The organism is Nonomuraea sp. NPDC003201, from assembly GCF_053590415.1.
In genome coordinates this window covers 1-12,908 of record NZ_JBSFTC010000297.1, presented here as the reverse complement: position 1 = coordinate 12,908, position 12,908 = coordinate 1, and the positions used below count along the sequence as shown (strand labels likewise).

13 protein-coding genes are annotated in these 12,908 nt (G+C 72.1%); 6 read left to right on the top strand and 7 right to left on the bottom strand.

The genetic code is table 11. The features are described from left to right. Nucleotides 1-65: 65 nt before the first annotated feature. A complete protein-coding gene (locus ACWDX9_RS50515) occupies nt 66-1,277 on the bottom strand; it encodes an ABC transporter substrate-binding protein (RefSeq protein WP_449968576.1) in 1,212 nt (403 codons plus the stop codon). A 109-nt stretch (nt 1,278-1,386) separates the two neighbouring features. On the opposite strand from ACWDX9_RS50515, the gene ACWDX9_RS50510 reads away from it, so the two are divergent. Continuing rightward, nucleotides 1,387-2,622 carry an ROK family protein gene (locus ACWDX9_RS50510; protein WP_449968574.1) on the top strand — a complete coding sequence of 412 codons (1,236 nt, stop codon included), beginning with the start codon at nt 1,387-1,389 and terminating at the stop codon, nt 2,620-2,622. 8 nt (nt 2,623-2,630) lie between these two features. On the opposite strand, the gene ACWDX9_RS50505 is transcribed toward ACWDX9_RS50510, so the two are convergent. Next, nucleotides 2,631-3,794: an alpha-hydroxy acid oxidase gene (locus tag ACWDX9_RS50505; RefSeq protein WP_449968571.1), complete on the bottom strand. Its 1,164-nt coding sequence runs from the start codon at nt 3,792-3,794 to the stop codon at nt 2,631-2,633. 93 nt (nt 3,795-3,887) lie between these two features. On the opposite strand from ACWDX9_RS50505, the gene ACWDX9_RS50500 reads away from it, so the two are divergent. After that, on the top strand, nt 3,888-4,550 hold the full coding sequence (locus tag ACWDX9_RS50500; protein ID WP_449968569.1) for an HD domain-containing protein: 663 nt from the start codon (nt 3,888-3,890) through the stop codon (nt 4,548-4,550). Nucleotides 4,551-4,651: 101 nt separating this feature from the next. On the opposite strand, the gene ACWDX9_RS50495 is transcribed toward ACWDX9_RS50500, so the two are convergent. The 4 genes from ACWDX9_RS50495 to ACWDX9_RS50480 all read right to left on the bottom strand — a co-directional run bounded on the left by ACWDX9_RS50495 (nt 4,652) and on the right by ACWDX9_RS50480 (nt 7,384). Continuing rightward, complete coding sequence (locus ACWDX9_RS50495) at nt 4,652-4,915, bottom strand: DUF4031 domain-containing protein (protein WP_350727145.1); 264 nt, start codon at nt 4,913-4,915, stop codon at nt 4,652-4,654. A 93-nt stretch (nt 4,916-5,008) separates the two neighbouring features. Beyond that, on the bottom strand, nt 5,009-5,764 hold the full coding sequence (locus ACWDX9_RS50490) for an HAD family hydrolase (RefSeq protein ID WP_449968567.1): 756 nt from the start codon (nt 5,762-5,764) through the stop codon (nt 5,009-5,011). Nucleotides 5,765-5,782: 18 nt separating this feature from the next. Next, nucleotides 5,783-6,952, bottom strand: coding sequence for a cytochrome P450 (locus ACWDX9_RS50485; protein WP_449968565.1), 1,170 nt, complete (start codon nt 6,950-6,952; stop codon nt 5,783-5,785). Between the two features lie 147 nt (nt 6,953-7,099). Next, nucleotides 7,100-7,384 carry a hypothetical protein gene (locus tag ACWDX9_RS50480; RefSeq protein ID WP_449968562.1) on the bottom strand — a complete coding sequence of 95 codons (285 nt, stop codon included), beginning with the start codon at nt 7,382-7,384 and terminating at the stop codon, nt 7,100-7,102. 512 nt (nt 7,385-7,896) lie between these two features. Between ACWDX9_RS50480 and ACWDX9_RS50475 the strand changes: the two genes are divergently transcribed. Together ACWDX9_RS50475 and ACWDX9_RS50470 are read left to right on the top strand one after the other, a co-directional pair. Next, on the top strand, nt 7,897-9,138 hold the full coding sequence (locus tag ACWDX9_RS50475; protein WP_364257380.1) for a hypothetical protein: 1,242 nt from the start codon (nt 7,897-7,899) through the stop codon (nt 9,136-9,138). Nucleotides 9,139-9,149: 11 nt separating this feature from the next. Further along, the gene (locus ACWDX9_RS50470; protein WP_364257383.1) at nt 9,150-9,842 is read left to right on the top strand and encodes a DUF2786 domain-containing protein; all 693 of its coding nucleotides are present in this window, start codon (nt 9,150-9,152) and stop codon (nt 9,840-9,842) included. Nucleotides 9,843-9,867: 25 nt separating this feature from the next. Here ACWDX9_RS50470 and pgm read toward each other — a convergent pair whose 3' ends face one another. Continuing rightward, nucleotides 9,868-11,499, bottom strand: a complete 1,632-nt coding sequence (pgm, locus tag ACWDX9_RS50465; RefSeq protein WP_449968559.1) for a phosphoglucomutase (alpha-D-glucose-1,6-bisphosphate-dependent) — start codon at nt 11,497-11,499, stop codon at nt 9,868-9,870. A gap of 98 nt (nt 11,500-11,597) precedes the next feature. Between pgm and ACWDX9_RS50460 the strand changes: the two genes are divergently transcribed. Beyond that, the gene (locus ACWDX9_RS50460) at nt 11,598-12,497 is read left to right on the top strand and encodes a TIGR03564 family F420-dependent LLM class oxidoreductase (protein ID WP_449968556.1); all 900 of its coding nucleotides are present in this window, start codon (nt 11,598-11,600) and stop codon (nt 12,495-12,497) included. Nucleotides 12,498-12,557: 60 nt separating this feature from the next. Beyond that, the coding region (locus ACWDX9_RS50455) for a glycoside hydrolase family 25 protein (protein WP_449968554.1) at nt 12,558-12,908 on the top strand (351 nt) is incomplete at its 3' end.

Genomic DNA, 12,908 nt, shown 5'->3' with positions numbered 1-12,908 from the left:
GGCCGTCGGCCCGCCGCCGCGATCTGGTCGCCACCTGCGCTTCCGCCAGTGCGGGTGCCGCCACGTCAGCCGTTCCAGCCGAGCAGGGAGCGCGTCTTGCCCGCCGCGTCGGTCAGCGCCTGCTGCGCGGTGACCTTGCCGGTCAGCGCCGACTCGATCGCCGGGGCGATGATCTCGTCGTTGACCTGGATCCATTGCGGCACCGCGGGCCGGGCGTGCGCCACCTTGAGCTGTTCGAGGAAGGCCGCCTGCTCGGGGCCGCCCGCGACCACCTGCGCCTTGAGGTTGACGGGGAAGCCGCCGAACGCGTCCGCGACCGCGCCGTTGTTGGTCTCGTTCGCCAGGAAGGCCAGCCACTTCCACGCCAGGTCGGCGTTCTTGCTGGAGGAGAAGACGACGGAGTCCTCGCCGCCGATGTTGCCGGCCGGCTCGGTCTTGTACGGCAGCGGCGCCACGCCGAAGTCGAGGTCGGGGAACTGCTCGTGGATCGTCGGCACGTCCCAGGGGCCGGAGATCGTCATGGCGGCCAGGCCGTTCTCGAAGGGTTTGTCCGAGTCGGTGATCTGGCGCGGCGACGACTTCACCAGGTCCACCCAGAGCTGCAGCGCCTCCACCGCGGGCGGCTGGTCGAACAGCACCTTCTTGCCCGCGTCGTCCACCATCTGGCCGCCGGCGCCGTGCACGACGCCGGGGAGGATCCAGGCGCCGTACCCGTCGCCCTTGGGGACGTTCATGCCGGCCACCTTGGCGTCGGCGGCGTGCACCCGGGCGGCGGTCTGCTTCAGCTCGTCCCAGGTCTTGGGCGGAGTCGGGACCAGCTTCTTGTTGTAGAAGAGCGCGACCGTGGTCTGGTCCTGCGGGAGGCCGTAGAGCTTGCCGTTCGCGCGGTTGGTGTCGAGCGCGCCCTTGTAGAAGCCGGCCTCGTCGATCAGGCCGGCGGGGGCCTCCTTGATCGTGCCGTCCAGGGCGTACTTGGAGACCAGGGGCTGGTCGAGTATGCCCGCGTCCGGCGCGCTCTTGCTGGCCACGGCGCTGCCGAGCTTGGTGTTGTAGTCGTCCTTGGGGATCTTGACGAGCTTCACCGTGACGCCGGGGTTGGCCTTCTCGAAGTCCTTGCGGACCTTCTCGATGACCTGTCCGGCCTGCGGGGTGCGGTCCTGGTACATCCAGAACGTCAGCGTCTTGTCCGCGCTGCCGCTGCCGCCGCCGCTGCCGCAGGCGGCCAGCCCGGCCGCGAGCGCCGCCGCGACGACGCCTCGCACGAGTCCTCGGCTCATAGTCATCTCCTCATCGGGGGGATGGCCAGACCATAATCTAAGCCTTGAAAAAAGTCAGGAGCAGACCGGAAACGCTTCGGTAACAGCGGGTTCATGGCGATTTCGACTGGTGAACTACCATGGCGAGGCGATCGTGGGAGAGGCGGGGACGAGGATGGGCACGTCAGGGCGCAGGACCGTACGGGATCTTCGCAGGGGGAACCGGGCGATGCTCCTGCGCGCGCTCTACTTCGGCGGCCCGGCCACCCGCAACGACCTGTCGGCCGCGACCGGGCTGAGCCCGGCCACGGTCAGCACCATGACCGGCGACCTGCTCTCCGAGAACGTCGTCGTCGAGGCCGGCCAGGTCGACTCCGACGGCGGCCGGCCCCGCGTGGTGCTCAGGGTCAACCCCGCCTACGGGTACGCCGTCGGCGTGGACGTGGGGGAGACGCAGGTCAGCGTCGAGCTGTTCGACCTGGAGATGACCAAGCTCGCCAGGGCCCACTACGCGGTCCGCTCGGCCAGGCACGACCCCGAGCTGGTCGCCCGCCACATCCTGGCCGGCGTCGACACGGTGATCGCCGAGAGCGAGGTGCCAGCCGAACGGGTGCTCGGCGTCGGCGTCGGCGTGCCCGGCATCGTCGAGCCGGGGCCGGACGCGCTGGTGCGGGCCAAGACGTTCGGCTGGGAGGCGGTGCCGTTGGGAGCGCTCCTACGCGCGGGCACGTCGCTGCCGCTGTTCGTCGACAACGGCGCCAAGACCATGGGGCAGGCCGAGCTCTGGTTCGGGTCGGGCAAGGGCACCCGCGACGCGATCATCGTGCTGATGGGCTCGGGCGTCGGGGGCACGGTCGTGACCGACGGGCAGATCTACCGGGGCGCGGGCAAGGCCGCCGGCGAGGTCGGGCACCTGAAGCTGGTCGCGGGCGGGCGGGCCTGCCGGTGCGGGGCGCGCGGCTGCCTGGAGGCTTATCTGGGGGCCGAGGCGATCCTCGACCGCGCGGGCGTCGTGGCCGACTCCGCCGACGAGGAGGCCGCGCTGGCCCGGCTGCTCGACGAGGGCTCCCCGGTCATCGCCGAGAGCGTCGAACTGCTGGGCGTGGGCCTGTCGAGCCTGGTCCACCTGTTCAACCCCGAGCGCATCGTCATCGGCGGCTGGGCGGGGCTCATGCTGGGCGGGCGGCTGCTGGCGGAGATCAGGGCGGCGACCGCGGCCAACACGCAGGCCCAGCCGTTCCAGCCGGAGACGATCGTGCTGGGCCGGCTCGGCCCCGACGCCGTGGCGCTGGGCGCGGCGACGCTGGTGCTGGAGCCGTTCTTCCAGGGGGCGGCGTTCCAAGGGGCCGTCAGCACCATCGCGTAGGGCTTCGATCAAGCCCTGATGTGCACCATGTCCGGGGTGAGCCCGTCGATCCCGCCGGCGCCGAGCAGCTGAAGGGTGCGTACGAGCTCCGCGCGCAGCAGGTCCAGCGCCCGCCGCACCCCGGCCTCGCCGCCCGCCATCAGGCCGTAGAGGTAGGCCCGGCCGATGAAGCAGGCCCGCGCGCCGAGCGCGACCGCGGCGGCGACGTCGGCCCCGTTGCGGACGCCTCCGTCCAGGAAGACCTCCGTGCGATCGCCCACGGCGGCCACGACCTGGGGCAGCAGCTCCAGCGGCGTGGCGGCCCGGTCGAGCTGCCGCCCGCCGTGGTTGGACACCACCAGGCCGTCCACCCCGAGGGCGGTCAGGTCCTTGGCGTCGTCCACCCGCTGCACGCCCTTGACCAGCAGCCGCCCCTGCCACGCCGAGCGGATCCACTCCAGGTCGTCCATGGTCACCGAGGGGTCGAACATCAGGTTCGTGAGCCCGGGCAGATCGTCCGGGGCGCCCTCGATGGTGGCGAACCTCAGCGGCTCGCTGGTGAGGAAGTCGAACCACCACGCCGGGTGCCGCAGCGCCTGCAGCGCGCTGCGCCAGCGCAGGGACGGCGGGACCGTCAGGCCGTGCCGCACGTCGCGCAGCCGCGCCCCCGCCACCGGCACGTCGACGGTCACGACCAGCACGTCCATGCCCGCCTCGCGGGCCAGGGCGAGCGTCTCCAGGTTGCGCGCGCGGTCGCGGACCACGTACAGCTGGAACCAGTTCCACCCGCCGGGCGCGGCGGCGGCCACGTCGGCGGCCGTCGTGGTGCCCATGGTGGACAGCGTGTAGGGGACGCCCGCGCGCTCGGCCGCCCTGGCCACGGCCCGCTCGCCCTCGCGGTGCATCATCCGGGTGAACCCGGTCGGCCCGAGCACGACCGGCATCGCGATCCGCCTGCCCAGGATCTCGACCGCGGTCGGGGCCTGCGACACGTCGCGCAGGACCCGCGGGCTGAACTCCACCCGCAGGAACGCCTCCACCGACCTGGCCATCGACAGCTCGCCCTCGGCCGCGCCGTCCACGTAGTCGAACACCATGTGCGGGGCACGTCGCCTGGCGAGCAGCCGGAGATCGGCGATGTCGGCGGCGTCGGCCACCCGCCGCGCCCTGGACAGCCGCGGGCGCCCGGGCACGACGGCCCGCAGCTCCCGCCACCGGGGCAGGCGCCGGGGTTCCTTCGCGTTCCCGTCGATGTCTTGGACGTTACCAAAAGGTACGGTGAGTCCGTGATCGACGACTCGACGGCTCCGGCGGGGGACCCGGCGGTGCTCGCGGGGGACTGGGCGGTGCTCGTGGGGGACTCGCCCGCGTCCCTCGCCACGGGGGCCGAGCTGATCGCCCGCTGGTCCGAGCCGCACCGCCGCTACCACACCCTCGACCACCTGGCCGCCGTGCTCGCCGGGATCGCCCAGCTCGCGGCCACGGCGGACGACCCGACCGCCGTGCGCCTGGCCGCCTGGTTCCACGACGCCGTCTACGACGGGCGGCCGGGCCTGGACGAGGAGCGCAGCGCCCAGCTCGCGCAGTCCAGGCTGCCCAGGTGCGGGGTGCCCGCCGCCCGGGTCGCCGAGGTGGCCCGGCTGGTACGCCTCACCGCCGCCCACGACACGCTGGCCGACGGGGACCGCGACGGCGCCGTCCTGTGCGACGCCGACCTGGCCGTGCTCGGGCTGCCCGGATACGACGACTACGCGGGGCGGATCCGGCAGGAGTACGCCCACGTGCCCGACGACCTGTTCAGGGCGGGACGGGCCGAGGTGCTGCGCCGCCTGCTGGCCGTACCGCGCCTCTACCGGACCGAACGCGCCCGCGAGCTGTGGGAGGAGCGGGCACGGTCGAACATGACACGCGAGCTGGCCTCGCTCACGCCGGGCCACGTCGCGTCGTAGCAGGGGCCCGGCCGGCGGGCGCTTGCGGCGTTTGCGGCGTTTGCGACGGGTCGTCGTGGGGGCCGGATCAGCGGAGCTTGCGGCTGTTGACGAGAGCCGGGTCAGCGGCGCTTGCGGCGGCGCAGGCCGGACTCGATCAGCCGCAGGAGCAGCTCGCGCGAGGTGACCGCCTCGGCCCCCAGCTCCACCGCCCGGGCGTGCACGGTCTCCGGCACGTCGTAGTGATCCCGGTCGAAGGCCCGCTCCGGCACCCCCAGCCGCGAGGCGAAGTCGTGCAACTCCTCCAGCGAGCGGTCGCTGACCAGATGCGACCACATCAGGCCGCGCGGCCCGGGCCAGTTGGGCGGGTCGATGAGAACGGTCACGCCGTCAAGGGTAGAGCCGCTCCCACCGACCCGCGCTCACGCCGTCGGGACGGGATCCCCTGGCCCGGGGTGGGTGGGATCACCTGGCCTGGGTCACGCCATCGTGGGCGGGACCCTGCCGCGGACCGCCAGCTCGCCCAGGTCGGACACGACAACCTCGGCCCCGGCCGCGCGCAGCTCCGCCGCCTCGGCCCCGTCCCTGGCGACCGCGACGACCAGCCCGAACCCGCCCTTCTCGCCCGCCTCCACCCCGGGCAGCGCCGCGTCCACCACCGCGGCTCTGACGGCGGGCAGCGCCAGCCGGCGCGCCGCCTCCAGGAAGAGGGCGGGGTCGGGCTTGCCGGGCAGGTTCATCAGGGCCGCGTCGTTGCCGTCCACCACCAGGTCGAACAGGTGCAGCACACCGGCCGACGTGACCAGCTTGCGACCGTGCAGGCTGGCGGAGACGGCCGCCGTACGCGCGCCCCGCTGCCGCAGCTCGTGCAGGAGCGAGACCGTGGACGGGAACGCGGCCACCCCGTACTTCTCCACCTGGGCCATGAAGATCTGGTCCTTGGCCAGGCCGAGCCCGTGCACGGTGGCCGTGCCGGGCTCGTCGTCGGGCGAACCCTCGGGCAGCGTGATGCCGCGTGCCTCGAGGAAGGTGCGGATGCCGTCGAGTCGCGGGCGGCCGTCCACGTAGCGCAGATAGTCGTCCCGGATGTCGAACGGTGTCGAGTGGCCGCGCAGAAACGCGTCGAAGACGTGCTTCCAGGCGGCCGCGTGCCCCCGAGCAGTGTCGGTGACCACGCCGTCGGTGTCGAACAGGACGGCGCTGATCGTGGTCAGATCGATGACAGGCTCGTTCACATTGCGAACGTAACCGCTCTACCAGGCGACGGGTAGCTCTTTGACCCCGTACACGATGGCGAGTTCCCTGAACGGCACCTCGCCCGCGACGTGCAGCCCCGGGAAGCGGCGCAGCAGCGCGGGGAAGGCGATGCGCATCTCCATCTGCGCCAGCGGCGCGCCGATGCAGCGGTGGATGCCATGGCCGAACGCCATGTGCGAGCCCGCCGTCTCCCTGCCGGGCCGCACCTGGTCCATGTCCTCGCCCAGGGCGGGGTCGCGGTTGGCGCCGGTGAGCGAGCAGAGCACCATCTCGCCCTTCTTGATCTGTACGCCGTGCAGCTCCAGATCGTCGCGGGCGAACCGGGGGAAGGCCACCTGCACGACCGTCATGTAGCGCAGCAGCTCTTCGACGACTTCGTTGATGTAGCCGTCGACCTCGCGGACCTTGGCGGCCTCCTCGGGGTTCCGCAACAGCCACAGGGTGCCCAGGGCGAGCATGCTGGTGCTGGTGTCGTGGCCGCCGGTCAGCAGCCCGTCGGCCATGCTGGCGAGCGTACGGTCGTCGAGCTCGTCACCGTGCTCGCGCAGCAGCTGGCCGAGCAGCCCCTCGCCGGGGTTCTGCCGCTCCCGGGCGACCAGGTCGGTCAGATAGGCCATGGCGTCGTTGATCGCCTGCAACGACGCCTCCGGCCCGGCCGTGAAGTCGAACCGGTCCTTGCTGATCTTCACGAAGTCGGCGCGCTCCTCGTACGGGACGCCCAGCAGCTCGCACACCACCAGCGACGGGATCGGCAGCGCGAACTCCTCCACCAGGTCCACGGGGGAGCCCTTGGCCTCGATGCGGTCCAGGTGCTCCTCGACCATCGCCTCGATGCGCGGCTCCAGCCTGCGCAGGCGGTGCATGGTGAACTCGGGCGTCAGGTACTTGCGCAGCCGCGTGTGCTCGGGCGGGTCGCGGAACCCCAGGCCGCCCGGGTCCTCCTGGTTGGAGCCCAGGCCGATCACCCCGGCGAAGTCGTTGCTGAAGCGTTCGTGGTCGCTCAGGACGCCGCGTACGTCCTCCCAGCGGGTGACGAGGTAGACGGTCTGGCTGCCGGGGATCTCCATGGGGAAGACCGGATGCTCGGCCCGGATCCGTCCGAGCTCGCCCACGGGGTCGAAGCCTTCGCGCATGAACTGGACGAGGGGGAACTCATTGTCTGACATCGATATCCGTCCTGCTGGGATACATCACGCCATCTCGGGATAAATCCCTCCATAGATGGTCCCACCCGGAGCGGCGGATGTTGCCCTCCGAAAGGACGAATTTCCCCTCCCCCTCGCGGCCCCCACCGCCTCCCTCACAGGACCGTCCTACACATCCTGACCAGCCAGAACCCCGGTCACCTCACCGGGCGGCGGCTCGGTCCGGTCGCGGGCGTACAGGAGCTGCTCGGGCAGCGGTGCCTCCGCCGACAACGCCGGCGGAGCGGGCTTGGGCTTGCGCGGCTCGCGCACCCCACCCTCGCCACCCTCCGACGGGTCGTCGAACGGGAAATCCCTCTCGCCGGGCCAGTGCGGCTCGCCGGGCCCGTACCCGGGCATCCAGGCGGGTGCGCCGCTGGGAAGAGCGCGGCGTCTGCGTGATCGCTTGCTCACAATCCCCTCCTCGCGGCCCATTGTGCGCCCACCCCCGCCCCACGACCACCCCCACTCCACGCCTCTATCCCCAACGTCACCCCACCCCGCCTCGCTTCGCACCCCACCCCGCCCCCGCTCGGAACGCCGCTCCGGTCCGGTGCGCCACTTCGTCCCTCACGCCGTTGCGCGCTCTCCGGCCCCGTGCGCCGAGCGCCGTCCTGCTCCGGCCCGTATGCCGCTCGCCCGTGTGCCCCTTCGGTCCCTCGCGCCGAGTGCCGGTCCGGGGACGTTCCGGGGCGCTTGGGCGGGGTGTAGTTACGCTCCGCGTGTTGTCGCGCCGTTGGACCGCGCCATCCGGAGGGAAACCCGTCCGGGCGACACGCCCGGCCAGGCTTGGGGGAAGTTGTCGGAACTGCAGTGAAACAGGGGCAAAATGGGGCGGCAGATGGCGTTTGGCGTACAAGATGGCGACATTCTGCGATGATCTCGTCGCATAGAGCCGGAGTTTGAGCCCCCACGGATAGTGACAGATGCCGACATTTGAGGAAATAGCAGCCTTCGTCACCGAGAAGCCGCTCGCCACCGCCGTCATCGCGTTGCTGAGCCTGGCCGGGCTGGCGCTGGCGTTCCTGGTGCTGAGGATCGCCTGGCGGGCCACCGCCTGGCTGGTCTCCCGGTACGTCGCCGCCCGTCCCATCGAGGACGTGCTGACCATCGTCGCCGCCTCCATCGCCACCGGCGTGTCCGCGCAGGGTATGTGGCGCTTCTCCGGCGACGTGCTCGGCCTGGACGGGCCGCTGCGGCTGCTGCTGTTCGCGTTCATCGAGGTCGCGATCATCACGAGCGCGGTGCGGGCCCGCCGCAACATGCGCGAGAACTTCTCCGCCGGCATCGACGGCATCGCCGTGTGGGCGCTGACCTGCCTGACCGCCGTACTGTCCAGCATGGACGCGCGCAGCCTGCCCGAGGCGGTGTTCAGGCTCGCCGCGCCGCTGGTCGCCGCCTGGCTCTGGGAGCGCGGCATGGCCATCGAGCGGCACCGCATCCGTGGCACCGGCCGCATCAACTGGCGTCTGACGCCCGAGCGGCTGCTCGTCCGGGTCGGGCTGGCCGAGGTCAGCGACCGTACGGCGAGCGAGGTCGACGCCCACCGCCGGCTGACCAGGGTCGCGCTGGCCGCCAAGCGGGCCAAGGCGCTGCGCGACAACGGGGCCTCCGAGCGCAAGATGCGCACCGCGCTGGCCAAGCTCGACAAGGCCATGGACCAGGCCGTCGAGCACACCGGGCTGGCGGTGAACCAGGCCCGCCAGGAGGCGCTGCTGGCCCAGATCGCCGCCCTCTACAACACCACCGCCCTCATCGACGCCGCCCCCCGCGTGCCGTGGGAGCCCGAGCCCGAGCAGCAGCCGGTGCCCGCCCGCCCGGCGCTGCCGCCCGCGCTCGCCGAGCTCGTCGAGGAGGAGGACGAGGACATCGAGGTGCTCGACACCACCCCGCAGGTCGTCGACACGGCCCAGCGGGCCGCGCTGATGCGCCAGGCCCGCGCGTTCTGGGACCGCCAGATCGCCAAGGGCATCGTGCCGCGTACGGTGGACATCGCCCACGAGATCGGCATCTCGCTGGCCACGGCGCGCGAGTATCGTGCCCTGTGGAAGCTCGAGCCGCAGGCGCACGCCCTCATCGAGGCGCTGTTCCAGCAGCACGGCATCGTCGACACGGGCGCCTTCCCCGCCATCGCGGACGACGGGCGGGTGCTGACCACCAAGTTGTAGGGGGAGCGCGGTTGCGGGAGCGCACGCTCGAGCGCGTCAGGAAACTCCTGGCCAAGGCCGAACGCACCGACAACGAGCACGAGCGGGCGACGTTCATGGCGGCCGCGTCGGCGTTGATGGCCAAGCACGGCATCGACTCGCTCCCCCCGGCGGGCACCCGGCAGACGCCCGGCGACCGGGTCGTCACCCTGCCCAACCCCTGGGCCAGGGAGAAGGCCCGCCTGGTCAGCCTGGTCGCGCAGGCCGTGCGCTGCCGCCCCCTGCTCATCGGGCGGGGCGAGGGCGGGCAGCGGGTGCACGTGTTCGGGTTCGCGGCCGATCTGGAGCGGGCCGACCTGCTGGCCACGTCGTTGCTGCTGCAGATGGCGAGCGGGCTGGCGCGGATGCGGGTGCCCGACGGCGTGACCGCCGTGCGGGCCTACCGGCGGTCGTGGCTGCTGGGGTTCACGGACGAGGTGTACCGGCTGCTGTGCGTGGCCGAGTCACAGGCCGAGCAGGCCAGTACGGGCGCCGCGCTCGTCCTGGCCGACCGCCGGGCCGAGGTCGAACGGGCGGTGTCCGCCCACTATCCGGACATCCGGGTGAGCGTGCCCAGGACGAGCGGCACGGGCTACCGGGACGGGGTGGCCGCCGGCCGCCGCGCCGACCTCGGCCGTACCGGAATGACCACCGACACGGCCCCCGAGCTGGCCCCCGGCCGCTGACCCGGCCGGACACCAGGCCGTGCGGTCAGCCGAGGGCGTCGGAGACCAACGAGCGGGCCTCCTCCTGCACCTTGGCCAGGTGGTCGGGGCCGCGGAAGGACTCGGCGTAGATCTTGTAGACGTCCTCCGTCCCCGACGGCCGGGCCGCGAACCAGGCGTTCTCCGTCGCGACCTTCACCCCGCCGAGCTCGGCCCCGTTGCCGGGCGCCGTGGTCTGGACGGCGGTGATCGGCTCACCCGCCAGCGACGACGCCTTCACCTGCGCGGCCGAGAGCTTCGCGAGCACCGCCTTCTCCTCGCGCGTGGCGGGGGCGTCGACCCGGGCGTACGCGGGCTCCCCGAACCGCTCGACCAGCCCCCGGTAGTGCGCGCTCGGCGACTTGCCGGTGACGGCCTGGATCTCGGAGGCCAGCAGCGCCAGGATGATCCCGTCCTTGTCCGTGGACCAGACGGACCCGTCGCGCCGCAGGAACGACGCTCCCGCGCTCTCCTCGCCCCCGAACCCCAGCGACCCGTCCAGCAGCCCCGGGACGAACCACTTGAACCCGACCGGCACCTCGTACAGCCGCCGCCCCATGGACTCCACGACCCGGTCGATGATCCCGCTGCTGACCATCGTCTTGCCCACCCCGGCGGCTGCGGGCCAGCCGTCGCGGTGCGTGTAGAGGTAGGAGACGGCGACGGCGAGGTAGTGGTTGGGGTTGAGCAGGCCGCCGTCGGGGGTGACGACGCCGTGCCGGTCGGCGTCGGCATCGTTTCCGGTGGAAATGTCGTACTTATCGCGATTGGCGATGAGAGAGGCCATCGCGAACGGCGACGAGCAGTCCATCCGGATCTTCCCGTCCCAGTCCAGCGTCATGAACCGCCACGTCGGATCCACCAGCGGATTGACCACGGTCAGGTCGAGCCGGTGCCGCTCCGCGATCTCCCCCCAGTACGCCACGCTCGCCCCGCCCAGCGGATCGGCCCCGATGCGCACCCCGGCGGCCCGGATCGCGTCCAGGTCCACCACGGACGGCAGGTCGTCCACGTACATCCCGAGGAAGTCGTAACGCCCCGCCGCCTCCAGCGCCTTCGTGTACGAGACCCGCAGCACGCTCTCCAGCCCGGCGGCCAGCAGCCGATTGGCGCGGTCCTGGATCCACGTGGTCGCGTCGGTGTCGGCGGGACCCCCGTGCGGCGGGTTGTACTTGAACCCGCCGTCGCCCGGCGGGTTGTGCGACGGCGTGATCACGATGCCGTCGGCGAGCCCGGTGGTGCGCCCGTGGTTGTGGCGCAGGATGGCGTGCGAGACGGACGGGGTCGGCGTGTAGCCGTCGCGGGAGTCGATCAGCACCTGGACCCCGTTGGCGACCAGGACCTCCAGCGCGGACACCCGCGCGGGCTCCGACAGCGCGTGCGTGTCGACGCCGAGGAACAGCGGCCCGTCGGTGCCCTGCATCCGCCGGTATTCGCAGATGGCCTGCGTCGTGGCCAGGATGTGGTCCTCGTTGAACGCCGTCCTCAGCGACGACCCCCGGTGTCCCGACGTGCCGAACGCCACCCGCTGCCCCGGGTCGCCGGGATCGGGATGCAGCGCGTAATAGGAGGTCACGAGCCTGTCGACGGCCACGAGGTCGGCGGGCTGGGCTGGCTGTCCTGCGCGTTCGTGCGTCATGTAGGCCACTTTACAAATCCGCCTCCGGCCGGAGGATGGGCGCGGCCGGGTGTGGGAAGGTACAGTTCCGTCGATTACTAGAACGGAGTTCGGTTCCTATGCGATTCGGTTATTACCTGACAGAGCCCAAAGGAGACGACCCGATCGGCGGGTTGCGAGCCCAGATCGCCCAGGCGGCGCAGGACGGCTTCACCTCGGCCTGGCTCTCCAACATCTTCGGCCTCGACGCCCTCACCGCCCTGGCCGCCGCCGGGGGTCAGGTGCCCGGCATCGAGCTCGGCACCGCCGTCGTCCCGACGTACCCGCGCCACCCGGCCGTGCTGGCCCAGCAGGCCATGACCACCAACGCCGCGCTCGGCGGGCGCCTCGCGCTCGGCATCGGCCTGTCGCACCAGATGGTCATCGAGGGCATGTACGGCTACAGCTTCGAGCGCCCGTACCGGCACATGTCGGAATACCTGGACATCCTGCTCCCGCTCAGCCGGGGCGAGCACGTCAAGTACGAAGGCGAGACGCTCAAGGCCGACCTGCGGCTCACCACGCCCGGCGGCGGCTTCCCGGTGCTGGTCGCCGCGCTCGGCCCGCGCATGCTCAAGCTGGCCGGCACCGTGGCCGACGGCACCGTCCTGTGGATGACGGGCCCCAAGACGGTCGCCCAGCACGTGGCGCCCACCATCACCGCGGCCGCCGCCGAGGCGGGCCGCGAGGCGCCCAGGATCGTCTGCGCGCTGCCGATCTGCGTCACCGATGACCCCGCCGGCGCCGTCGCTCGCGCGAACGAGATCTTCGCTGTCTACGGACACCTCCCCTCATATCGTGCGATGCTCGACAGGGAAGGCGCGGCCACCCCGGGAGACGTCGCCATCGTGGGCGACGAGGACGCGGTGCTGGCCAAGCTCGACGTGCTGCGGGAAGCCGGTGTGACCGACTTCGTGGGCTCGGTGTTCGCGAGCAAGGAACGCACGCGGGCGCTGCTGATCGGCGCGGCGAAGGGCTGACCCCAAGACATCTCCATAATTCTCCGGCGGGGTGAAGATCGCTTGCTGCATGGCGTTGATGTGTCCGACTGGCAGGGGCCCGTCGACTGGGCCGGCCACGCGGCGGACGGGGTGGCCTTCGCGTTCGCCAAGGCCACCGAGGGCGGCGATTTCACCGACAAGCTGTTCGAACGCAACTGGACCGGCATGCGCGAGAGCCGGATCGTCCGCGGCGCGTACCACTGCGCCAGGCCCGGGGGCGACCCGATCGAGCAGGCGCGCCACTTCCTGGCCGCGATCGACGCGGCGGGCGGGTTACGCGCCGGCGACCTGGTGGCCCTCGACCTGGAGACCGATGACGGCCTGCGCCCCGAGCAGGTCGCCCGCCACGCGCGCCGCTGGTGCCACCACGTCGAGCGGCACGGCGGCGCG

Coding starts and splice junctions, on each gene's coding strand:
- ACWDX9_RS50460 (WP_449968556.1), top strand. CDS start 11,598: ATGCGATTCGGTTATTACCTGACAGAGCCCAAAGGAGACGACCCGATC.
- ACWDX9_RS50485 (WP_449968565.1), bottom strand. CDS start 6,952: ATGTCAGACAATGAGTTCCCCCTCGTCCAGTTCATGCGCGAAGGCTTC.
- ACWDX9_RS50515 (WP_449968576.1), bottom strand. CDS start 1,277: ATGAGCCGAGGACTCGTGCGAGGCGTCGTCGCGGCGGCGCTCGCGGCC.
- pgm (WP_449968559.1), bottom strand. CDS start 11,499: ATGACGCACGAACGCGCAGGACAGCCAGCCCAGCCCGCCGACCTCGTG.
- ACWDX9_RS50475 (WP_364257380.1), top strand. CDS start 7,897: ATGCCGACATTTGAGGAAATAGCAGCCTTCGTCACCGAGAAGCCGCTC.